The sequence below is a fragment of the Chitinophaga filiformis genome, from assembly GCF_900102545.1.
In the GTDB taxonomy this organism is placed as follows: domain Bacteria; phylum Bacteroidota; class Bacteroidia; order Chitinophagales; family Chitinophagaceae; genus Chitinophaga; species Chitinophaga filiformis.
The window spans coordinates 106,663-128,657 of sequence record NZ_FNBN01000007.1 but is presented as its reverse complement, the minus strand read 5'-3'; the positions used below and the strand labels follow the sequence as shown (position 1 = coordinate 128,657).

The 21,995-nt window shown below is 47.3% G+C and carries 20 protein-coding genes; 2 read left to right on the top strand and 18 right to left on the bottom strand.

The window, feature by feature from the left end; translation table 11 throughout:
- Nucleotides 1–140: 140 nt before the first annotated feature.
- From BLR32_RS24805 to BLR32_RS24790, 4 genes are all read right to left on the bottom strand, one after another.
- Nucleotides 141–4,772 carry an efflux RND transporter permease subunit gene (locus tag BLR32_RS24805; RefSeq protein WP_089835664.1) on the bottom strand — a complete coding sequence of 1,544 codons (4,632 nt, stop codon included), beginning with the start codon at nt 4,770–4,772 and terminating at the stop codon, nt 141–143.
- Nucleotides 4,773–4,882: 110 nt separating this feature from the next.
- Nucleotides 4,883–6,022, bottom strand: coding sequence for an efflux RND transporter periplasmic adaptor subunit (locus tag BLR32_RS24800; protein WP_089835662.1), 1,140 nt, complete (start codon nt 6,020–6,022; stop codon nt 4,883–4,885).
- A gap of 175 nt (nt 6,023–6,197) precedes the next feature.
- Nucleotides 6,198–6,575 (bottom strand): hypothetical protein, encoded by a 378-nt coding sequence (locus BLR32_RS24795; RefSeq protein ID WP_143011575.1) that lies wholly within the window; start codon nt 6,573–6,575, stop codon nt 6,198–6,200.
- Between the two features lie 260 nt (nt 6,576–6,835).
- Nucleotides 6,836–7,045 (bottom strand): hypothetical protein, encoded by a 210-nt coding sequence (locus BLR32_RS24790; protein ID WP_143011574.1) that lies wholly within the window; start codon nt 7,043–7,045, stop codon nt 6,836–6,838.
- Nucleotides 7,046–7,144: 99 nt separating this feature from the next.
- Here BLR32_RS24790 and BLR32_RS24785 point away from each other — a divergent pair, with 99 nt between their 5' ends.
- Nucleotides 7,145–7,855: a hypothetical protein gene (locus tag BLR32_RS24785; protein WP_089835655.1), complete on the top strand. Its 711-nt coding sequence runs from the start codon at nt 7,145–7,147 to the stop codon at nt 7,853–7,855.
- Nucleotides 7,856–8,356: 501 nt separating this feature from the next.
- Here BLR32_RS24785 and BLR32_RS24780 read toward each other — a convergent pair.
- The 11 genes from BLR32_RS24780 to BLR32_RS24730 all read right to left on the bottom strand — a co-directional run bounded on the left by BLR32_RS24780 (nt 8,357) and on the right by BLR32_RS24730 (nt 17,091).
- Nucleotides 8,357–8,779 (bottom strand): SH3 domain-containing protein, encoded by a 423-nt coding sequence (locus BLR32_RS24780; protein ID WP_089835653.1) that lies wholly within the window; start codon nt 8,777–8,779, stop codon nt 8,357–8,359.
- A gap of 18 nt (nt 8,780–8,797) precedes the next feature.
- Entirely contained in the window at nt 8,798–9,295 is a 498-nt protein-coding gene (locus tag BLR32_RS24775) for a BON domain-containing protein (RefSeq protein WP_089835651.1), read from the bottom strand.
- A gap of 39 nt (nt 9,296–9,334) precedes the next feature.
- Nucleotides 9,335–9,841 carry a hypothetical protein gene (locus BLR32_RS24770; RefSeq protein WP_089835649.1) on the bottom strand — a complete coding sequence of 169 codons (507 nt, stop codon included), beginning with the start codon at nt 9,839–9,841 and terminating at the stop codon, nt 9,335–9,337.
- Between the two features lie 306 nt (nt 9,842–10,147).
- Entirely contained in the window at nt 10,148–10,465 is a 318-nt protein-coding gene (locus tag BLR32_RS24765; protein WP_089835647.1) for a DUF59 domain-containing protein, read from the bottom strand.
- On the bottom strand, nt 10,462–10,908 hold the full coding sequence (locus tag BLR32_RS24760) for a SufE family protein (RefSeq protein ID WP_089835646.1): 447 nt from the start codon (nt 10,906–10,908) through the stop codon (nt 10,462–10,464). The genes BLR32_RS24765 and BLR32_RS24760 overlap by 4 nt, the downstream gene beginning before the upstream one ends.
- Nucleotides 10,909–10,915: 7 nt before the next feature.
- Nucleotides 10,916–12,163 (bottom strand): aminotransferase class V-fold PLP-dependent enzyme, encoded by a 1,248-nt coding sequence (locus BLR32_RS24755; RefSeq protein ID WP_089835644.1) that lies wholly within the window; start codon nt 12,161–12,163, stop codon nt 10,916–10,918.
- 96 nt (nt 12,164–12,259) lie between these two features.
- A complete protein-coding gene (gene sufD, locus BLR32_RS24750) occupies nt 12,260–13,579 on the bottom strand; it encodes a Fe-S cluster assembly protein SufD (protein WP_089835642.1) in 1,320 nt (439 codons plus the stop codon).
- 13 nt (nt 13,580–13,592) lie between these two features.
- Entirely contained in the window at nt 13,593–14,357 is a 765-nt protein-coding gene (gene sufC / locus BLR32_RS24745) for a Fe-S cluster assembly ATPase SufC (protein ID WP_089835641.1), read from the bottom strand.
- 44 nt (nt 14,358–14,401) lie between these two features.
- Entirely contained in the window at nt 14,402–15,847 is a 1,446-nt protein-coding gene (sufB, locus tag BLR32_RS24740; RefSeq protein WP_089835639.1) for a Fe-S cluster assembly protein SufB, read from the bottom strand.
- A 43-nt stretch (nt 15,848–15,890) separates the two neighbouring features.
- A complete protein-coding gene (locus tag BLR32_RS24735; RefSeq protein ID WP_089835637.1) occupies nt 15,891–16,220 on the bottom strand; it encodes a HesB/IscA family protein in 330 nt (109 codons plus the stop codon).
- 289 nt (nt 16,221–16,509) lie between these two features.
- Entirely contained in the window at nt 16,510–17,091 is a 582-nt protein-coding gene (locus BLR32_RS24730) for an NADPH-dependent FMN reductase (RefSeq protein WP_089835635.1), read from the bottom strand.
- A gap of 92 nt (nt 17,092–17,183) precedes the next feature.
- On the opposite strand from BLR32_RS24730, the gene BLR32_RS24725 reads away from it, so the two are divergent.
- On the top strand, nt 17,184–17,846 hold the full coding sequence (locus BLR32_RS24725) for a helix-turn-helix transcriptional regulator (protein ID WP_089835633.1): 663 nt from the start codon (nt 17,184–17,186) through the stop codon (nt 17,844–17,846).
- 1,454 nt (nt 17,847–19,300) lie between these two features.
- On the opposite strand, the gene BLR32_RS24720 is transcribed toward BLR32_RS24725, so the two are convergent.
- The 3 genes from BLR32_RS24720 to BLR32_RS24710 form a co-directional block, all read right to left on the bottom strand.
- Entirely contained in the window at nt 19,301–19,714 is a 414-nt protein-coding gene (locus tag BLR32_RS24720; protein ID WP_089835631.1) for an EamA family transporter, read from the bottom strand.
- Nucleotides 19,715–19,724: 10 nt separating this feature from the next.
- Nucleotides 19,725–20,216 (bottom strand): GNAT family N-acetyltransferase, encoded by a 492-nt coding sequence (locus tag BLR32_RS24715; protein WP_089835629.1) that lies wholly within the window; start codon nt 20,214–20,216, stop codon nt 19,725–19,727.
- A 118-nt stretch (nt 20,217–20,334) separates the two neighbouring features.
- Nucleotides 20,335–21,993, bottom strand: a complete 1,659-nt coding sequence (locus BLR32_RS24710) for a hypothetical protein (protein WP_143011573.1) — start codon at nt 21,991–21,993, stop codon at nt 20,335–20,337.
- Nucleotides 21,994–21,995 lie beyond the last annotated feature (2 nt).

The following is a 21,995-nucleotide window of genomic DNA, read 5'->3' as shown; positions in this document are numbered from 1 at the left end:
ATTGGCCATAGCATACCTCAAAAATCATTCCGCCCGGACTTTTTTTGCATAAAAATACGGATGCGGGGATGTACGAATACTTGTGCCGTTATTCGTATATCCCTGCATCCGTACGACAGTAACTGTACGATGAGCAGAAGTTATCGCTGCCCCCCACCCAGTGCACGATATAAGGTAATAGTGCCCAGGAAAAGGTCCTTTTTGTTGCCTGCCAGCGCCAGCTCAGCCTCCAGTACACTTTTCTGGGCGGTGATCACTTCCAGGTAATTGGCATATCCGGTAGCGTAAAGATCATTGGCAGTAGACACACCGTCCTTCAGCATCTGTACCTCTGCCGATTTTAAATCATAGGCCTCCTGACCGTTCTTCAGTTGTCCCAGGGCTGTAATCACTTCCTGGTATCCGTTGATGATCATCTGACGGTATTGATAGAAAGCAGACATGCCGGCGGCTGTTGTGACATTGTACTGCGACTGCAGCTGTTTTTTATTGAGCAGGGGAGCAGTGATCCCTCCTAATACACCATAAGCGACAGAGGCAGGTGTATTGAACAGCAGACCGGCATTAAAGGAATTAAATCCCACATACGGCGTAATATTCAACGAGGGGAGGAACGCCGCACGTGCCGCCTTTACATCTGCTTTGGCAGCCGCCAGTTCCAGGGCCGCCTGCTGAACGTCAGGCCTGCGGGATAACATGGCGGCCGGCACACCCGTTTGCGCAAAAGGAGGCAGTGCTGCATCCAGCAGTGAGGTATCCCGCCTGATAGGCTGAGGGAAACGCCCCAGCAGTGCGTTCAGCTGATTCTCCAGTTCCAGCGATTGCTGTTTAAGTCCCAACGCCATACTTCGTGTATTCAGCAACTGGGCGGAGAACTGCTGAACGGCCAGCAGTGTAGCCCTGCCGGCTTCCTGTTGTATCTGCACAGTAGCCAGCGCCGTTTCCTGCAGTCCGATGTTACGTTGTATCACCTCCTGCTCATAATCCAGCACCATCAGCTGGTAGTACATGCCCGCCACCTGCGATACCAGTTGTGTGGTAACCAGCCGGCGTCCCTGTTCACTCGACAGGAAACGCATATAGGCAGCCTGTTTGCGGCTGCGCAGTTTTCCCCAGAGATCAATTTCCCAGGAACTGCGCAGCCCCGCGAAGTAATCAGGTGTAGGTCCAGGTATGCGTTGTTTATCACTGATATTGGGAGATAGATTCGTATCGTAATTACCCACGCCGTTCAATGTATAGTCGCCCCAGCGATCCACGCCTGCGCTGACAGCAACATTCACCTCCGGCAGCCATGCACGGCTGGCCGCCATCAGTTGTGCACGGGCGGTCTCCATCCGCTGGGTAGCCAGCAGCATGTCCGTATTATGCATCAGGGCAGTGTCCAGCAATTGCAGGAGCAGGGTGTCTGTAAAGAACTGTTTGTAAGACAATACCCCGATACCACTACTGTCTGATCCATTTTTACTGATAGTATTACTGTCGGTAGCATTGCCTCCGCTTATTCGTGATGTATCGCCAAATGTAGCAGGTGTTTCCGGCACCTCAGGCAAGGTGAGTTTTGCAGGCGAATAACAACCCTGTAGCCCCATTGTCAATAATCCTATGGCCACCAGCACCGTCAGCGCACTTACCGCCTGGTGTTTAGGAGGCTTCGCCTTTACTTTCTTCTTACCCACTGACGCAAACAGCACATACAGTCCCGGGATGATCAGCACTCCAAACAGGGTACCTATCAGCATCCCGCCTGCAGCAGCCGTACCGATAGAGCGGTTACCCATGGCGCCTGCGCCACTGGCTACGCAAAGCGGTATAAGGCCTGCAATGAAGGCAAAAGACGTCATCAGGATAGGCCGCAAACGTGACACCGCACCTTCTTTGGCTGCTTCCAGTACAGACAGTCCCTGTTTATTTCGTTGTATCGCAAACTCTACGATCAGGATGGCGTTCTTACCCAGCAATCCTATCAACATCACCAAAGCCACCTGCGCATAGATATTGTTTTCCAGTCCGGCCAGTTTCAGGGTCAGGAATGCACCAAATATCCCTGCAGGTAAGGAGAGGATCACCGGCAGCGGCAGCAGGAAACTTTCATACTGTGCAGCCAGCAGCAGGTACACAAACAGGAGACAGAGACCGAAAATATAAATGGCCTGATTGCCTGACAGAATTTGTTCCCGGGTCATCCCACTCCACTCAAAACTATACCCACGGGGTAAAGACGTTTTCGCCACTTCATTGATGGCATTGATAGCGTCCCCACTACTGAAGCCAGATGCCGCATCCCCATTGATCATAGCTGCGGTGTACATGTTGTAACGCGTCAGCTGTTCGGGCCCGTATACACGTTCCATCCTAATGAAGTTGGAAAAGGGCACCATTTCCCCCGCATCATTCTTCACATATAAATGCATCACATCTTCCGGTTTCGTGCGATAACGGGGAGATGCCTGCACCATCACTTTATACATCTGTCCAAAACGAATGAAATTAGACGCATAGAAGCTGCCGAGCAGCGTCTGAAGGGTCGACATTGCATTGTCGATACTAACGCCTTTCTGGGCAGCCATAGCCTGATCTACGTGGATCATATACTGAGGGAACTCAGGATCGAAACTGGTAAAGGCGCTTCCTATCTCCGGACGTTGTTTCAGGGCGTTGATAAATTTATTCGTTACATCTGCAGTCTGCTGCAGGTCGCCAGCGCCGGTTTTATCCAGCACACGCAATTCAAACCCGCTGGAGTTACCAAAGCCAGGCACCGTAGGAGGAGGGAAGAATTCAATACTGGCATCAGCAATGATCTTACAGTCCTTCTCCAGCGCAGCAATGATCTCCTTTACAGAACGTTTTCTTTCCTCCCATGGTTTCAGGTTGATCATCCCCATACCGTAAGACGCCCCCGCCACATCATTCACAAGACTAAAGCCCGCCAGTGTAGATACTGACTCAGCCTCATCCAGTTGTGCCGCTATCTTCTGCACTTCATCCAGCACTGCTTCTGTACGTGCAACCGTGGCGCCCGCAGGCGTAGTCACATTTACATAGATCATCCCCTGATCCTCAGAAGGAATGAAACCTCCCGGCAACACGGCACTGGCGCCCCAGGTGGCGATAAAGAAAATGATAAGCATAAGGATCGTAACCATCCGTCTGCCGGCTATATACCCGATCAGGCGCTGATAACCGCGCTCTGTCTTATTATACCTGTAGTTGAATTTATCAAAGAAACGCTGCAACATATTCCGGGGCTTGCCGGCATCATGCGTATGGCGCAGCATAATGGCACAAAGTGCAGGAGTGAGTGTCACCGCATTGATACCCGATATCACAATCGCTATGGCCAGCGTCAGGGAGAACTGCCGGTAAAATACGCCCACCGGACCAGAAAGGAATGCCACCGGTACAAACACCGCCGACATCACCAGGGTGATAGCCACAATTGCCCCACTGATCTCTTTCATAGCCGCCAGTGTAGCTTGTAGTGGTGGTAGATGCGTCTCCTGCATTTTTACATGGACAGCCTCCACCACCACAATCGCATTATCGACGACTATACCAATGGCCAGCACCAGGGCGAATAGTGTCAGCAGGTTTATAGAGAAGCCCAGCAGTTGCATAAAACACAAGGTTCCTATCAGGGCCACAGGCACTGCCAGCGCAGGTATCAGTGTTGATCTGAAATCCTGCAGGAAGAGGAACACCACGATAAACACCAGTATAAAAGCTTCCACGAGCGTTCTCAATACCTCATGAATAGAGGCATCCAGGAAGCGTGACACGTCATAGTTGAAGTTATAACTCATCCCCGGTGGAAAAGAGGAAGCTTTTAACTCTGCCATCCGCTTTTTCACGTTCGTAATTACCTCCTGGGCATTGGAACCAGGTCGCTGCTTCAGCATGATGGATGCGGAAGGTTTTCCATCCGTCTTGGATACCATGCCATAACTCAGCGAGCCGAAAGTCACATCCGCCACATCTTTCAATCTCAGCACAGAGCCATCCGGATTAGCCCTGAGGATGATATTTTCATATTGTGATGGTTCAAAGAACTTACCCGTGTACCGCAATACATATTGCAATACCTGCGGATCATTATCCGCGCTTTCTCCTGTCTTACCGGGAGCCGCCTCAATATTCTGTTTGCGGATACCGTTGATCACTTCATCGGCCGACAGCTGATACGCCAGCATACGATCGGGCTTCAGCCATACACGCATAGCGTATTCCTTGGCGCCCATGATCTCAGCAAAGCCCACGCCATCAATCCTTTTCAGCTCCTGTAATACGTTGATGTCGGCAAAGTTGTAGATGAACTGTTCATTCAGTGTGCTGTCTTCACTCATGATGTTGAGGTATAACAACATACTGTTCACCTCTTTTTCAGTGGTCACACCAGCTTTGATCACCTCTTCGGGTAATTCGTCGATGATAGTCGCCACACGGTTCTGTACGTTCACTGCCGCCTGATCGGGATCTGTACCCACCTGGAAGAACACCTGTATCAGTGTCATACCGTTATTACTGGATACAGACGACATATACGTCATGCCGGGTACACCGTTGATAGCGCGTTCCAGCGGAGTAGCCACTGCTTTAGCGCACACTTCTGCGTTGGCGCCGGTATATTTGGCCGTCACCGTTACAGAAGGAGGAACGATGTCGGGAAATTGTGTAACAGGTAAGGTAAATAAAGCCAGCAATCCAAGCAGCACAATGATCAATGAGATGACCAGCGACAACACCGGTCGCTTTATAAAAGTATCGAACATAAAAATGTAATAAATGATGAAAAAAGGGGTCAGCAAGCCTGTAAAAACACAGGCCGCATTCCCGGGCACTATAAACCGGCAGACCTCCGGCCCCCTCCTGTAATCAATCCCTACAGCCCTTTAATGCTATCGAGCGTAACAGGAGCCGGAATAATCTTCATACCATCGCGCAGGTTGCGTACACCTTCGTATACCACCCTGTCGCCGGCATTCAGACCTGACTCTACCACATAACAGTTGGCCAGGCGTGCACCGGGCTTGAAGTTTCTCATCTTTACCTGGTTAGATGCATCCAGGATAAATACATAATTCTTATCCTGCATTTCGAAAACAGCTTTCTGCGGGAGCAGCATGGCATCCTGCAGATCATTGCTCAGCTGTACTTTTCCGCTGGCCCCATGTTTCAGTAAGCCTTTCGGATTTGGGAACCTTGCTCTGAAAGCGATAGAGCCGGTTGTTTCCTCAAATTCACTTTCAATGGTTTCTACCTTTCCGGGGTAGGGATAATCTGTACCATCTGCCAGTACCAGGTGTACCTCCGGATGTTCTTTGGTGGCATTTGCTTTTTTATGCTGGAGATATTCGGTTTCAGAAACATTAAAATAGGCATACACCTCCTTGATATCTGACACAGAGGTCAGGAGGGCGCCTTCTCCGATGAGGCTTCCGGCCTTTGAAGGGATCCTGTCGATATAACCATCGAAGGGAGCGCGGATCACAGTATAAGACAACCTGGTAGCCGCATTGCTCTCATTTGACCTTGCCTCGTCGATCCTGGCTTCTGCAGCAGCCAGTCTGGCTTTGGCCACTTCCAGCTCACTTTTTGCGATCACCTTTTTCTCTACCAGCAGCTGTACGCGGGCGAGTTCCAGTTGAGCACCTTTTGCCTCAGCAATAGCGCTGCTCAGCGTGGCTTTCGCCTTTGCCAGTTCGGAGCGGTATTCTTCATCATTGAGCGTAAAAAGCAATTGCCCCTGCTGTACGTGTTGTCCTTCGTCCACATAGATCTTATTCAGGAATCCGTTCACACGGGCACGGATCTCTACGTTGCGTACGGCTTCTATATCCGCTACATAATTCCTGTGCAGCACGGTATCGCAAAGGGAGAGCTGCACAACAGGAAATGTTTGTAATTCGTTCTGATCGCTGATTTTTTCTCCCCGGGTAATACATCCGCTCAGGGCAAGGCTTAGTGCCGATGTAATTGCCAGTATAATTGCCTGTATATTAGTCTTTGAAAACGTTCGCATGATAGGAGTGAATAGTTTAACAGGGCCGTTTATATAGGTTTATATACGGTCCTTTTTGTTAAATACATGCAACAGCGGCCGACAGACAATAAAAAAGCCGTCAGCGTTGCTGCTACATGTGTATAGTAAAAAAACGGGTGTCTGTACAAGGCTTAAATAGCCGATACTCAACTATTCAGAAGGGCGTATACCTCGACAGGAAACTATAGTAGGCCGGCAGAAACGCATGTTGCTGCGTATACACGCCGGTCTTGTTTTCTCTGACAGGTATATAAAACTCGTGGTTATATTGAAACTGTAGAAAGCGGGTAGTGTAACTGGAAGATTGATAGGTACTATTGATATAATACCGTTTTTTACGCGGTACTTTCTTGGTAGCCAGAACAAGCTGCAGCTCATTCTCTTCTTCTACCGAACCACCATTGTCAATATACGGTATATGAATCTTTTCATGATCGAAGAGGCGTTCAACACAAACGGTTTTACCCGCCTTCAACGGCGATCTGGCTAGTAGAATAGATGATTGGCCCGTCATCAGGCCGGCTATCAGCATGATGTACAGTAAAAACCTGCGGAATATTTGCTTCTCTGTTTTTACCATAATAAGGCGCACTCTCCAAGTTGGAATCGCAAAGATAAAAAACGATACTTGCTAAATCAAACATCGATTGGACGAACGGTAAAAATTTATCATCTGTTTAACATCAGACACTATCATACCGCTGTAGATACCTCCATATGCCTCGTACATCCCAGTGCCACCCCCATATACTCCATACGCCTCGTACATCTCCGTGCCACTCCCATATATCTTCATACGCCTCGTACATCTCCGTGCCACTCCCATATATCTTCATACGCCTCGTACATCTCCGTGCCACCCCATATACCTTCATACGCCTGGTACATCTCCGTGCCACCCCATATACCTCCATACGTCTCGTACATCTTTGTGCTACCCCATATACCTCCATACGCCTCGTACTTCTCCATACATCCCCATACACCAACATATACATTCATACCTCATCTTTTTGTTCGGCATGTTCCTTGTTCCGCATTAACAGGCAAACGTTATGAGATATCTAAGATTCATTCTGAGAAAATTTAAAAAGAGAAAGTATGAGACCCATCATTTGTTTCCTGCTGTTTTTTGGCATCGCGTGCAATTCGCCCTTAAAAAGTAAAAAGGACCTGGCAGACTCTTCCCGTAGCACACAGGAAGATGCATCACAGAGTGCAGCGGCCAATCCCAGCCAGAACGCCGCTGGAGGTACTGCCAATGCTGGCTCCGCGCCTGCACCTGGTGAAGAGGAGTCGAATGTAAGGAAGGGAGGAAATGAGCCGGTCTCCAACATGATCCGGTTTAAGAATTACAAATATGCCATTGTCTCCAAAGGCGATGGATCACTCCGCACCATCACAATAGCGGCTACTAATCTTAAAGGAGATTCTTCAAAAGCGGATAGTACTGTGATCAGGGATGTGAAAGGAATGCTACAGAAAGCCACAGTAGAAGATCTCAATAACGACAGGAATCCTGAAGTTTACCTTTTCACCTCTGCGAGTGGCACCGATGCTACAGGCAGCGTCTATGGCATCACTTATATCAACAACAAGCCCGTCAGGATCTTTTCCGGCGATTTCGACAACCCTGACAAGGAAGGCTACCGTGGCAGGGACTCCTTCTATATTCAGCAACATCAGATCGTGCGTGTTTACCCCCTCTATAAGGACGGCGACCTTGATAGCAAGCCCTCCGGCGGAAAGCGTACCATCAAATATGCCTTACAGAAGCAAGCGAACGGCTTCATCCTACGGGAAGCAAAGTAATTGCAAGTAGTTACAAAGTAATTGCAATGTATTGTAAAGCATTATAAAGTAACCGTATCGAAGTAAGACAGTGAGAGGATGAAGGGAACGAAGGGAATGAAGGTACGATGGGGTACAATGGGAGTGAAGGGTACGAAGGGTGCTGCTATACTTGCACCTACATACTTCTTGTATAGAAGTAAAACAGTAAGGCTGAAAAAACGGATCTCGCTCCTTACACTTTATACTCCTAAGTAGCGGAAGGTTTCAGAAGGAGACGAAGGGCCTTAGCCCTTTGAGAGTCCTATACGATTGACAGGGGTTTAATATTGTTCTTATGTCCATACGCTTGATAAAGCTCAATATCAAGTCTCGAAAAGGGGTACAGCCCGTAGTCCCTTACTGAAACCGAATCGCACTCTCCTCCGCAACCACCAATTCGCTACGATCATCCGCAAAAAGCCATTCGCACAAAAAAAGGCGAACAGCTCACGCCATTCGCCCTTCAAAAAGATCAAAGTATCATTCAACCGGCCGGAGATACTGCGAATGCGCATACCCCTCTTCGCCATCCTTAGTCCGTATCAACCACCACTGATCACTATGCTTACTGATCAGCGTAACCATCTCCGCATGCGCCGCCTTACCAACAACCGGCTGATCAATCCCCGGTCCCTTCCGCACATTGAGATTCGACGATTGAGTCACTACTTCCAGTTTTGCCCCTTCAACAGCCGTCGCCACTTTAATATCCATGACAACATCGCCACTGAGGAAATTAGGATCAATCTTTCCGTAGATATTCCACAGATTGTCCTTCACCGCACCACTAGGCGCTTCGCCACTAATGTGTAACACGCCTTCCTGTTCATTCACCTGGAGATTACTTGTACCGGCAGATTTAGCGGTATCTATCAGTTCCTTGTATTTGTCCTGTAATGACATAAACAGTGATTTAGAAGGTTATTTTACAGTGAGACCAGAAGCATCTACTTTCTTCGGATGCAGGGCATCCAAAGCCTGTTTCAGCGTCTTCCATTTAGCAGCAGAGAGTTCACCCGTAACCGTAATAACACCTGCGTCGACTTTAATATCCGCACCGGGGAAATCTTTGGAGATGTTCGTAACACCGGTACGAAGCGTATCATCAGCAGTATTAGTCGCGGTGGTAGCAGGCGGCTCAGGTGGCGCGGCAGGCGTCACCATAATGTTGTTAACGACACTCTTTACACCTTCGGTGGATTTTACCGTCGCTTCAGCAGAAGCTTTGGTAGCATCATCGGCGACGTTACCCGCAAGTGTTACCACACCGTCTTTGACGTCAGCCGTCACTTCCGGCATTGTGCTGAGTTGTTCCGAAACTTTTGCCTGGATCTGCGTATCAGTGGGTTTCGCCTTACAGGCTACCATGGCCGCAAATGCCATGCAGAGGATAGCAGTGCTCAATTGTTTGTTACTCATAATTATTGGTTGGAATGGTGAGAAAATTCCATCTGATAATTACCTGAACATTTTTGTAATATCGTTCAGATCAACATCACCGTCTCCGTCTTTGTCCAGTCCCAGTTTACCACCAATACTATTGATAGAACTCTGGATATTACCGCTGCCAAAACCACTGTTACCACCCAGGGAAGATAAAATGTCCTGGATGTTGAGACCACCGGTAGCACCGGATGTACCGCCACCACCTTTGATAGCATTCAGAACAGTAGGGATTAAGGTTGCAGCAATGCTTGTAGCAGTAGCACTATTGATGCCAAACTTTTCCATGATGTTGCCGGCAAAGTTCTGTTGGATATTCTGCGTAACCGGATGATCCGCAGATGCAAGCGCTTCATTTACCTGTTGTGTTTCACCATTGGCATTCAGCTGACCAAAAGTGGAGAGGATAGAGTTTTGTGCTTCGGCGATCACAGCGTCATTGTGCTCGTTAGGTACTTCGGGATTGTTGATGACAGATTGCAGACCGCTCTGCTGAATGAGTTGTGTTAATTGTTCAAACATAACTGAGTTTTAAAAAGGTAATAAGATGACAAAGGTAAAGGTAGCGAAACCTTATAACAACCTGACCAGTTCGAATGTTTAGCAGAAAGGTGAAAATAGGAGCTGGCTGAATGGAAATAAGCTGTTGGATGAGGGGAGAGAACCGCGAACAGTCAAGAGAAACAAACAGTTACAGGGGAAAGGAGGACTTGTATGAAGAAATAGTTACGGGCGAAAGTTACCGAACAACAATGATAGCTGATAGCAGAATAACAAAAGCCGGTGCTGTATTAACAACACCGGCTTTTAAGAATTTTCCTGTACTGATTACATGAAGCCCAGTTCCAGCTTGGCTTCCTCGCTCATCATATCTTTATTCCATGGCGGATCGAAAGTCAGGGTCACATCCACATCAGATACACCCTCAATATCCCTCACTTTCTCATCTACTTCACGTATGATATCGCCTGCTACCGGACAACCTGGTGCTGTCAGCGTCATCGTGATGGCAACGCGGTTATTATCGCCTATCCTGATTTCATATACAAGGCCCAGCTCAAAGATATTCACCGGTATCTCCGGATCAAATACCGTGCGCAGTACCTCTTCAATCCTGTCGCGTAGTGTCGTTGTATTTTCGCTCATAGCTCTTTGCCGTTTTTTTGTGATTGAGATTTTGCCTCATAGGCAACTGCATATAATTTGATCTGCTTGAGCATACTCAGTAACCCATTGGAACGGGTAGGAGAGAGATGACTGCTCAAACCGATCGCGTCGATAAAGTATATTTCAGATTCTGCGATCTCTTTGGGCGTATGTCCTGAGAATACGGTGATCATCAGACTTACCAGCCCTTTGGTGATCACAGCGTCACTGTCGGCGGTGAAGATCAGTTTACCGTCCTGCATGTCGGTATGCAGCCATACCTGCGACTGGCACCCTTTAATGAGATGATCAGGCGTTTTATATTTTTCGTCTATCAGCGGCAGTTCCTTACCCAGTTGAATAATGTGCTCGTATTTATCCATCCAGTTCTCCATGAAAGAGAAATCTGATATCAGCTCGTCCTGTTTTTCTTTGATAGTCATAATCCTGTTATCTTAACATAGCAGCGGCTTTTTTAATGCCCGCTACTAATCTGTCTATATCTTCGAAAGTTGTATATACTGCAAACGATGCACGTACGGTACCAGGGATGCAGAAGAAGCCCATTACAGGTTCGGCACAGTGGTGGCCGGTACGGATAGCAATACCCTGCTTATCCAGCAGTTCACCGAGGTCATAAGGATGAATGTCGTCTACCAGGAAGGAGATAGCGCCGGAGCGATGTTTTGCATTACCAATGAAACGCAGACCTTCGATCTGCTGTAACTGTTGTACAGCATAATCTACCAGCTGTTCTTCCCATGCCTGGATATTTTCAACACCTATCTGTTGTACGTATTTAATAGCAGCTTCCAGCGCAATGGCGCCGCTGATATCGGGAGTACCCGCTTCAAACTTGTACGGCAGTACGTTGTAGATGGTTTTGGCGAAGGTCACCGTCTTGATCATATCACCACCACCCTGGTAAGGAGGCAGTCTGTCCAGCCATTCTTCCTTGCCATATAGTACACCGGTACCGGTAGGACCGTATATCTTATGACCGGAGAATACGAGGAAGTCTACGTCCAGTTCCTGTACATCCACAGGCATATGCTGTACCGCCTGTGCCGCATCGAGCAATACAGGAATATTGCGGGCATGTGCCTGGGCTATAATATCGCGTACGGGATTAACAGTACCAAGGGAATTGGATACGTATGTTACCGCAATGATCTTCACTTTATCGGTCAGCAGGGCAGAGAACTCTGACATGATCAGTTCTCCGTTTTCATCCATCGGGATGACTTTCATTTCAGCGCCCCTGTCTTCGCACATCATCTGCCAGGGAACGATGTTGGAGTGGTGTTCCATAGCGGATACCAGTACCACATCGCCGGGCTTGATCTCACCGCGACCGAAGGAATAGGCTATCAGGTTGATACTGTCGGTAGTACCCTTGGTAAAGATGATCTCTTCCGGTTTACGTGCATTGAGGAAGGAGGCAACGGTCTTACGGGAGTTCTCGTAAGCAGCAGTTGCTTCCTGGCTGAGATGGTGTACACCGCGGTGTACGTTGCTGTTGAGATGGATATAGTAGTGCATTAACGTATCCAGCACGATCTGCGGCTTCTGGGTAGTAGCAGCATTATCGAGATATACGAGTGGTAATCCATATACTTTTTCCTGTAACAGCGGGAAATCCTTTCTGATCTTTTCTATATCTATTGCCGGAACAGTGATGTCTGGTACGTTTTGCATAATACTCTAAATGTTTATCATTCTTCTCTGAAGCATCAGAGGTCATCCGGGATGAACCTGGATGACCTCGTGCAAAGATCGGAATTTCTGATCGAATTAATTATTGATAGCGCCGGCTACATACTGGCGAATCTTTTCTGCGAGGAAATCCTGTAAAGCCGGGATATGTACCTGGTCGGTAATATCAAATGCAAAAGCATTTACCAGCAGTGATTTAGCGGCTTCCGCACCAATACCACGGGAGCGCAGGTAGAACAGTGCTTCATCGCTGAAGCGGCCTACCGTAAATCCATGGCTGCACTTCACATCATCTGCAAATATTTCCAGCTGAGGTTGTGAATTGATGTTCGCCTTTTCGCTCATCAGCAGGTTGTTGTTCTGCTGGAAAGCATTTGTTTTCTGCGCATCTACATTTACATGGATCCTGCCGGTGAATACGCCATTGGCGTCGTCCAGCAATACTCCTTTGTACAGCTCATTACTGTTACAGTTCGGCACGAGGTGATCCACAAAAGTGTGGTTGTCTACGTGCTGGGTACCTGTAGCCAGGTAGAGGCCGTGCAGATTGGTTTCCGTATTGCTGCCTGTCAGCGCTACGCTGAGGTTATTACGGGTCAGTTCTGCAGATGGCAGGGTAAAGTTAAAATGATGATAGCGGCTGTCAGCTTTCTGGGTAGCAGAAGTATTATGGATATGACGGCTGTTTTTAACGGTGTTCTGGATATTATAATGCCAGAGTTCAGCGTTTTCTTCCAGTACAACTTCTGTTACGGCATTTACGAAAGTGATGGCATTATCATTGATGCCTACAGCGCTTTCAATAACTTCCAGTGTAGCGCTTTTATGCAGTACCACCAGGTGGCGGGGCTGAATGAACGCGTTGGTGGAAGCAGTATACACGTGAATGATGTGCAGTGGTTTGTCCAGGGTAGCGTTTGTACCTGCTTCGATGAACAGGCCATCGGCAAACAGGGCAGCGTTGAGCGCTGCGAAAGGCTGCGACTGCAGGTGAGGGTGTTTATCAAACCATGCCTGCAGCTGTGGATTGCCGGCAGCGTCGCTCAGTTTGGAGACGGTGATCTTACCTCCGGAAGGCAGTACGGAGAGGTCGGCCTGCAGGCGTCCGTTCACGAGTACAGCACGGTAGCTGTCCAGGTGAGGGATGCTGGCAGCTTTCAGTTGCTCTGCCGTTACAGTACCTTGTTCTTCCTGTGCCAGGGTAAAGGCGTCTTTGAGATAACGCTGGATGTTAGTATAGCGCCACTCTTCGGTTTTGATCGTAGGCAGACCCAGTTCCTTGAAGCGGCTAAATGCCAGCTTGCGGGCAGGAAGAATAGCGTTGTCGGCATCTACTTTCTGCTCGGGACCAGGTACCCCGTTGGATATAAATTCGTAAAATGATTTATCGCTCGTCATGGTTCTTTTTGCGTTATACAGATTCTTTCTGGTGTACCTCTTCTTTCAGCCAGTCGTAGCCTTTTTCTTCCAGCTCAAGTGCCAGTTCTTTGGTGCCGGTCTTAACGATCTGACCATTGTACAGCACGTGCACGAAATCAGGCACGATGTATTCCAGCAAACGCTGGTAGTGGGTAATAACCATAAAAGCCTTATCTGCACTGCGCAGTTTATTCACGCCGGCAGCTACAATGCGGAGGGCGTCAATATCGAGGCCGGAATCAGTTTCATCCAGGATGGCTAATTTCGGATCGAGCATTGCCAGCTGAAACACTTCATTCCTCTTTTTCTCACCGCCGGAGAAACCTTCGTTCAGAGAACGGTTCATCAGGTTAGCATTAAAATCTACCAGCTGCTGTTTTTCTTTGGTCAGCTTCAGGAATTCTTTGGATTCCATCGCAGGCAGACCATGGTAAGTCCTGATCTCATTTAATGCGGTCTTGAGGAAATGCAGGTTGGATACACCCGGAATTTCAACGGGATACTGGAACGCCATGAAGAGGCCTTCGCGTGCACGGTCTTCGGGAGACATGTCCAGCAGGTTCTTCCCTTCGAAGATCACTTCACCTTGTGTTACAGTATAATTTTCACGACCCGCCAGCACAGAAGACAGTGAGCTTTTTCCGGAGCCGTTAGGACCCATGATAGCATGCATTTCTCCTTTCCTGATTTCCAGGTTGATTCCCTTCAGGATTTGTTTACCGTCTACTTCTGCGTGCAGATTTTTAATCGTCAGCATGATTGTATGTTTCTCTGTTGTTTTTGCTTTTGTAAATTGTTTTATTATCCTACGCTTCCTTCCAGTGTGATAGAAAGCAGCTTACGGGCTTCCACCGCAAACTCCATCGGGAGTTGGTTCAGCACTTCCTGTGCATAACCATTTACGATCAGTGCTACTGCTTTTTCTGTATCGATACCACGCTGGTTCAGATAGAAGATCTGGTCCTCACCGATCTTGGAAGTAGTTGCTTCGTGTTCTACGGTAGCAGTACTATTCCTGGATTCGATGTAAGGGAAGGTGTGTGCACCACAGCGGTCGCCTATCAGGAGGGAGTCACACTGGGTGAAGTTACGTGCGTTGGCCGCACGCGGACCTACCTGTACAAGACCACGATAAGTATTATCGCTATGACCTGCAGAGATACCTTTTGAAATGATACGGCTGCGGGTATTACGACCCAGGTGATAGATCTTGGTACCGGTGTCAGCGATCTGCTTGTTGCGGGTTACCGCTACTGAGTAGAATTCGCCTTCAGCATCGTCGCCCTGCAGTATCACGCTAGGATATTTCCAGGTGATAGCAGAACCGGTTTCTACCTGTGTCCAGGATATCTTGCTGCTGTTTCCTTTGCAGATACCGCGTTTGGTCACGAAGTTGTAGATACCGCCGTTACCGTCCTTGTCACCAGGATACCAGTTCTGTACAGTGGAGTATTTGATCTCCGAATGGTCCATTGCGATCAGTTCCACTACTGCAGCATGCAGTTGGTTCTCATCACGTTTGGGAGCTGTACAGCCTTCCAGGTAACTTACGTAGGAATTGTCGTCGGCAATGATCAGGGTACGCTCGAACTGGCCGGTATTTTCCGCATTGATACGGAAGTAGGTACTCAGTTCCATTGGGCAGCGTACGCCTTTCGGAATGTATACGAAAGAGCCGTCGGAGAATACCGCAGCATTCAGGGCGGCAAATATATTATCGGAGTGAGGTACTACAGTACCCAGGTATTTCTTAACCAGGTCAGGATGTGTCCTTACTGCTTCACCGAATGAGCAGAAGATGATGCCCAGTTCGTTTAATTTTTCCTTGAAAGTAGTGGCAACGGAAACGCTGTCAAAAACAACGTCTACAGCAACGCCGGCCAGTGCTTTCTGTTCGTTGATGGGAATACCCAGCTTTTCGAAAGTAGCCAGCAGCTCAGGATCTACTTCGTCCAGGCTGTTGAGTTGTTTCTTTTTCTTAGGTGCTGCGTAGTAAGAAAGTTTCTGAAGGTCCAGTTCAGGCATTTCAAAATGCTGCCATTTAGGGAACTGCATCTTTTTAAAGGCCTGGTAGCCTTTCAGGCGCCATTCCAGCATCCATTCTGGTTCTTCCTTTTTAGCAGAGATAAAGCGGATGGTGTCTTCGTTAAGACCCACCGGCGCCATCTCCATCTCGATGTCGGTAGTAAAGCCAAACTCGTATTCCCGGTTGGCTATATCATCTATTATTTCGTTGCTGTTTCTCATTTTCCGAGTTAATTAAGTAATGCAGAAGTCCGGGGATAAAGGATTATACCGCGAAGCTTTCCCCACAGCTACAGGTACGTGTAGCGTTAGGGTTGTTAAAGTAGAGTCCTTTACCATTGAGACCATCTGAATAGTCCAGCTCTGTGCCGTACAGGTACAGGAGGCTCTTCATCTGCACCACGATCTTTACACCTTTATCTTCGAAGGTCTGGTCACCTTCCTGATGGTCGGTTGCTTCAAATTTCAACACATATTCCAGTCCTGAGCAACCGCCGCCTTTTACGCCAACGCGTACGAAAGTACCGGGAGCATGATTCTCCTTGACCATGAGCGCCTTTATATATTCGCCTGCTTTTTCTGATACTGTTATCATAATTGCTTCCTTTTATACGAAATCACCTTAGTATTATTATTCTGACCGGATAGCTGAGGTGTCTTGTCACCGGTTTCTTCCAATCCTGTCTGCGGATCCGGGAGTTCCGGTTGTATATTCCCTCATTATTCCGATCCTGGAGAATGTTAGTGGTGTCTGTCACCCGCCTTATCTCCATTTCTCTTATGATCAGAGATTGCCGGTAGTATCTTTCACCTGCTTTTATCCCCGATCCTGGAGCATGTTGGTGGTGCTTGTCACCGACCTTGTCTCCAATTTTCTCTTAAGATCAGAGATTGCCGGTAGTATCTTTCACCTGCTTTTTATCTCCGATCCTGGAGTCTCCCAGAAGGGAGATCATCCTATCGAATTTATTTTTATAAGATGCTGTAAATGTTTTAGTTTCAGCATCATACAAGTGTTCTTTCATGATTGGCACTGAAAAAGGTAGTACCCATGCCCGAAGGGCTTTCGCTACCGAATCCATTGCGTTGATGCCCTGCATGGCGTGGGAACCATCTCCCCAGCATACCAAAGCTACAACCTTTCCCGTTAAATAAGGATTACTGAGCTTGCTGGTCATCTCCAGCCAGTCCAGTGTATTCTTCATGACACCAGTCATACTCCCGTGATAAAGGGGGGTAAGCCATACGTGGACATCCGCTTTCAGGAATACATCACACATATGTTTAACGGAATCGGGCATGTCGCCCTTAGGATATGCAAAGAACGGAATATGGCCGTCAACAGGGCTGAACACTTCCGTAGAAAATCCCTTGTGCCGGAACTGTTCTGCGAAATAGCCCGTTAACTGGTTTGCAGTGGTATAGGGGCTACTGTCCATTGTGCCGTTGAAGATCAATACGTTCATTTAGTGTTTCTCTGTTTTAAGCTGTTGTTCTGGCAACAAATTTTTTTAACTCCTACAAAATTACGACATTTGAGAATAAAACAAGTAAGAACTTGGAAAATTATAGACCCATCACAAAAGCAACTGCCGACAAATTTTTGCAGTTACTGAAGACGAAGGGGCCTCAATCGGCCGCTATGCTGGCAGCCGCATTACGTATGACAGGAGAGGGCGCCCGCCTGCAGCTGCTGAAGCTGGCAGAGGAGGGGCTTGTGGTGTCGGCTACAACATCCAGAGGAGTAGGCCGGCCTGTTCAAATCTGGGACCTTACACCGCTGGGCCATGCTCACTTTCCGGATACGCATGTGGAGCTGACGCTGCAAATAATAGAAACCATCCGCAAGGAACTGGGAGAAGAGGCACTCGTAAAAGTTGTGGCTGCCCGTGAATTCCAGCAGCAGGAAAAATATATGAAGGCATTGTCAGGTATTACCGGCCTGGCAGAGCGACTGGCGCAGTTTGCTACCATCCGTAGTTCCGAAGGTTATCTGGCGGAATGGCGCGAGGAAGAGGACGGGTTCATCTTTATAGAGAACCATTGTCCTATTTGTTGTGCGGCTACGCAATGTGCTAACATCTGTACTTCAGAGTTGAATACCTTCCAGGCGATTATGGGGGATGGTGCAGAAGTGAAGCGGGTTGATCATATTATTGCCGGGGATAGGCGGTGTGTGTATGAGATTAAGAAGGTGAAGGAATTGGTTATCAGTAGGTAAAGGGTAGTAAGTGAATATATTTTAAGAGGTGCGTCTTGAGGGATGCACCTCTTTTTTTGTGGTATTTGGAGTTTGGGTTATAAAGTTTTGCGCTGGACGGTATTTCTAGACTAACGGTACAACAATCACATCGTTCCAATGCTTTAGGTCCACATATAAGGCATGTATACAGCATAGATAAGCCATGTCAAAAGCATCAAAGGCAGGGAGAAAATGTACTTAACTCCTCCGGGGCCGCGGCAAGTACGCTCCTGTATATAGACGCCTTACTAAAACTTTGAGGCCGTAAACAGGCGAGCGGGCAGGTGGGAATCACTGGCCTTAGTTATTTGAAGTGCTCACGTGTTGCACCAGGGGTTTAATAATTATCCCAGGGCCAACCCGCCTTCCCGAAGCCTGATAGGAAGGAACTTCAAAGAACTACAGCCAGTGATCCCAGCCTGCGCCGTGAGCAGTAAGGCCAACGCAACAATCATTGTCGCCCAGGGCTTAATAATTATCCCCCTCCTTCCCGAAGCCTGATAGTAAGGAACTTCAAAGAACTACAGCCAGTGATCCCAGCCTGCACCGTGAGCAGTAAGGCCAGCGCAACAATCATTGTCGCCCAGGGCTTAATAATTATCCCCCGCCTTCCCGAAGCCTGATAGTAAGGAACTTCAAAGAACTATAGCCAGTGATCCCAGCCTGCGCTGAGCAGTAAGGCCAACGCAACAATACGACCGTCCGCTGAATCAGTGACCGTAACAACATGTAATAAAAAAGAAAAATTCGAAAATTACACCTTCATTTGGCTGATAATCAATAATATATTATGCCCGATTATCTAATTAAAATCTATCTCATTTACCAAATCTAACTGCCTTTCCAGACAATCTGATCTGCAAAGAACAGCTTAATGGAAGCCTCCTATAAAATGATCCCACTCCTGTACCACTTTATTTCCTCCCTGAAATAACTCCCCAAATCCCCCTTTTTCCCCTTCCGAACTCGCTCTGGTATTAATCAGAGTTCGTTACTTCCATATCACTTTACCGTCATTTCCATATCATTTCACCGGCATCTCTATATCGAAAGGATATACATATGCCGGTAAAGTGATATCCAGATGACGGTATAGCGATATGGAGATATAGAAATCAGAACGAAGAATGAGCGAAAACAAAAGGGAAAGGTGATGGCAAGAGTGTGATAATTGAACAGACCAGGTTCTTAGCACGACTCGACAACAGGCGTAGAAACAGAAGGGATTAAGCGGAAGAGATACAGAGAGGCTAAATCTTCCCCGAAGGGAAAAAAATCCGCAGCGAGTAAGGACTACGCACTACGGATTGTTATAAAGAGTTAAATTTTTGATTACGTCAACTATTTGCAATATACTTTTACTCAATATCTTGTGTATATGGATGGGATTGCCATATTTGTACCCAACTTTGAGTCATTGACAAGGTCAAATGTTACAAAATCAATACCAGTGTGCCTGAAATGATCAGTATTGCACCGATCGCTGTCTTGATAGTCAGCGCTTCACCAAGGAACACGACGGATAAGATAATAGTGAGTGCAACGCTTAGCTTGTCAACCGGGGCGACCTGTGATACCTTACCCATCTGTAATGCCTTGAAGTAAAAGATCCAGGACAGACCAGTCGCCATACCCGATAATATCAGGAAGATCAGGCTGAACTTTGAGAGGTGCTGAAGGCCTTTATTTTCGCCCCGGAAAAATACGATGCCCCAGGCCATGATCAGTATGATGATCGTCCGGATAGCGGTTGCCAGGTCGGAGTTCACGTTTGATACCCCGATCTTGGCAAAGATAGCCGTCAGGGAAGCGAATACAGCAGAGAGTAGAGCGTATAACCACCACATATAATGCGAATTAGTAAATCCGTTTGCCGAGAATATTCAGGCTCCTTTCCACACCGTCCAGTACGGCAATGTTTGGCAGGTGGGCCCATTCCTTAAATCCCAGTTGTTCAAATAAACGCAGGCTGGGAAGATTGTGTGCGAAGATGAACCCCAGCAGGGTGTGTACCCCGATAGACGGACATTGTTCCATGGCATAACGCAGGATGGCTTTGCCATATCCCTTGCCACGTTGATCCTCATGCAGGTAAATACTGATCTCACATGTTCCGTCATATGCCGGCCGGCCATAGAAGGATTGAAAACTGGCCCATCCTACAGTGCCCCCATTGTCTTCTACCATCCATAAAGGACGTTTTTCAGGAGAGTGTACATTGAACCAGTGAATACGGCTTTCAACGGTAACGGGTTCAGTATCAGCGGTTACCATACGGCCCGCAATAGTAGTGTTGTAAATAGCGACGATTTCTGGCAGGTCTTCCAGTGTTGCGTTCCGGTAAGTCATTGTATGGAGAATAATTATAAGGTTACAAACGTAGTGAAAACCGATAATAAAGAAGTTATAAAATAAACAGGAGGCCGGCTTTGGAGATGAGCGGCCTCCTGTCTGTTATGTTGTGCGGCTATGGCTGCAACCAGATGACTTTTGTGTTCTTTCCTCTTATTCCATTTTCGACTTGCATAGTAACATAGATATTATTGGCCTGGTCGTAATCCGAAATGGTGAAAGCGGCGAGTTTAAAGGTCCTTTTATCTTTTTCGTTTCCAAACACATATTGACGGTCGGGAAGTGTATTTCTGCCATCTATAGGGTAATAGAACGCATCGCAGGCGCCAACTGCCATAATAGTGATCATGCTACCTGATTTCAACTCGTCAATGTTACGTTCCGTATCATTCAGCAGTATATAATTCTTATTGCCAGTGTTGAGATATGCAAATGATTTGAATTGCTGACCGTGGAGCAACGGATTTCCGGTATTGTCTCTCCTTGAGTGATAAAAAGGCTCCAGCCAGGATGGATACATTCGTTGTTCCTTAGGAACCAGTGCCGACGTTTGCATAATACCCTCTCTGTTAAAAGTTGACACTGCGATATCGCCAAGATGCACAGTATGCAGAAAGATATTGCTGCCAACTGGTATATAGGTGACGAGGTGTTCATATACTATCGAAAATCCTCCGTCGGCATTGAGGAACAGGTTTTGTGGCATACCGGAAAATGCTTTTTTGTCTTTGAACAGCTTTTTCCTTCGTTCGCTGGCCGCTGCCGGAAAGACGTCGAATACTTTTTCAATGCTCATTGTAGCCGGGTTCGCAAATGCGGCAAAGGCAATGTATTTCTTTTCTGTATTACCTTCTGTTATGATTTCCGGTCTCGGTGTGACTTTCTTTTTTGTTTCTTTTTCTGTGTCATCGTCCATTAAGGCGCAACCCAGGAGGATCAGCTTGCCGGTCACAGGATTATACCTGATGATGCCTCCATCGATCTGGGAGCCTTTCATGAGATCGGGCATTGACAGCTTTAATGTATGCTCATTTTTTTCAAGTTTTAACAATACAAGATTTCCCTCCCTGCGTTTCAATACATCATTATAACTATATGCGTAACCTAGCAGACCGACAGTTTCTCCGTTATATACTACAAGGTCGTGTAGTTGTAACAACCCGTACTTATTATCAGAAAGGGCATAATCAGCTCTGCTGATCTCCTCATGGCGGCCATTGTAAAGCATTACTTCAACCTGTTCATCAGTGGGAGCTTCTTCTCTGTCATGTGAAATAGCCACCGCATAATAATCACTTAACGGATCTTTCCGGACCAGGAAAGGATTAAATAGTGGGTTCTCCTCGTCGATCAGATGTTTTCCTGTCTCAGCGATCTTTTTCATTGTTTTCAGATCGCCTGTAGCAGCATTAAGGACGATGCGAAATAAAGTAGGCTTCTTTTCGATGATGGCCGTTATAAGTATGGCTACATCTCCGTTGATCTCAAAAATACCATTAACGGATTCTGTAGCATAATCTCCACCGGGGCGTGCTTTGATATGCTTTTTTAGCGTTTCAACGTGTTCCTTATTATAGATCCGCATTTCAATGCCATCTTTTTGTTCACGGTGGATCTGTATCAGCACCGTATTACCGTTCTTTAATAATAGCAGCCTGCCAAATCCTTCCTCCGGTTCTTCGAACGCAGGACTTTCAGCCAATATTTTAAATTGTGCGGATGCTAACTGTTGAAATGAAAACAGCAATATTATAAGTGGTATAATTCTCTTCATTA

Bases quoted from the DNA above. Each gene is read 5' to 3' on its own strand.
- BLR32_RS24805 (WP_089835664.1), bottom strand. From the start codon at position 4,772: ATGTTCGATACTTTTATAAAGCGACCGGTGTTGTCGCTGGTCATCTCA.
- BLR32_RS24800 (WP_089835662.1), bottom strand. From the start codon at position 6,022: ATGCGAACGTTTTCAAAGACTAATATACAGGCAATTATACTGGCAATT.
- BLR32_RS24795 (WP_143011575.1), bottom strand. From the start codon at position 6,575: ATGCTGATAGCCGGCCTGATGACGGGCCAATCATCTATTCTACTAGCC.
- BLR32_RS24790 (WP_143011574.1), bottom strand. From the start codon at position 7,045: ATGAATGTATATGTTGGTGTATGGGGATGTATGGAGAAGTACGAGGCG.
- BLR32_RS24785 (WP_089835655.1), top strand. From the start codon at position 7,145: ATGAGACCCATCATTTGTTTCCTGCTGTTTTTTGGCATCGCGTGCAAT.
- BLR32_RS24780 (WP_089835653.1), bottom strand. From the start codon at position 8,779: ATGTCATTACAGGACAAATACAAGGAACTGATAGATACCGCTAAATCT.
- BLR32_RS24775 (WP_089835651.1), bottom strand. From the start codon at position 9,295: ATGAGTAACAAACAATTGAGCACTGCTATCCTCTGCATGGCATTTGCG.
- BLR32_RS24770 (WP_089835649.1), bottom strand. From the start codon at position 9,841: ATGTTTGAACAATTAACACAACTCATTCAGCAGAGCGGTCTGCAATCT.
- BLR32_RS24765 (WP_089835647.1), bottom strand. From the start codon at position 10,465: ATGAGCGAAAATACAACGACACTACGCGACAGGATTGAAGAGGTACTG.
- BLR32_RS24760 (WP_089835646.1), bottom strand. From the start codon at position 10,908: ATGACTATCAAAGAAAAACAGGACGAGCTGATATCAGATTTCTCTTTC.
- BLR32_RS24755 (WP_089835644.1), bottom strand. From the start codon at position 12,163: ATGCAAAACGTACCAGACATCACTGTTCCGGCAATAGATATAGAAAAG.
- sufD (WP_089835642.1), bottom strand. From the start codon at position 13,579: ATGACGAGCGATAAATCATTTTACGAATTTATATCCAACGGGGTACCT.
- sufC (WP_089835641.1), bottom strand. From the start codon at position 14,357: ATGCTGACGATTAAAAATCTGCACGCAGAAGTAGACGGTAAACAAATC.
- sufB (WP_089835639.1), bottom strand. From the start codon at position 15,847: ATGAGAAACAGCAACGAAATAATAGATGATATAGCCAACCGGGAATAC.
- BLR32_RS24735 (WP_089835637.1), bottom strand. From the start codon at position 16,220: ATGATAACAGTATCAGAAAAAGCAGGCGAATATATAAAGGCGCTCATG.
- BLR32_RS24730 (WP_089835635.1), bottom strand. From the start codon at position 17,091: ATGAACGTATTGATCTTCAACGGCACAATGGACAGTAGCCCCTATACC.
- BLR32_RS24720 (WP_089835631.1), bottom strand. From the start codon at position 19,714: ATGTGGTGGTTATACGCTCTACTCTCTGCTGTATTCGCTTCCCTGACG.
- BLR32_RS24715 (WP_089835629.1), bottom strand. From the start codon at position 20,216: ATGACTTACCGGAACGCAACACTGGAAGACCTGCCAGAAATCGTCGCT.
- BLR32_RS24710 (WP_143011573.1), bottom strand. From the start codon at position 21,993: ATGAAGAGAATTATACCACTTATAATATTGCTGTTTTCATTTCAACAG.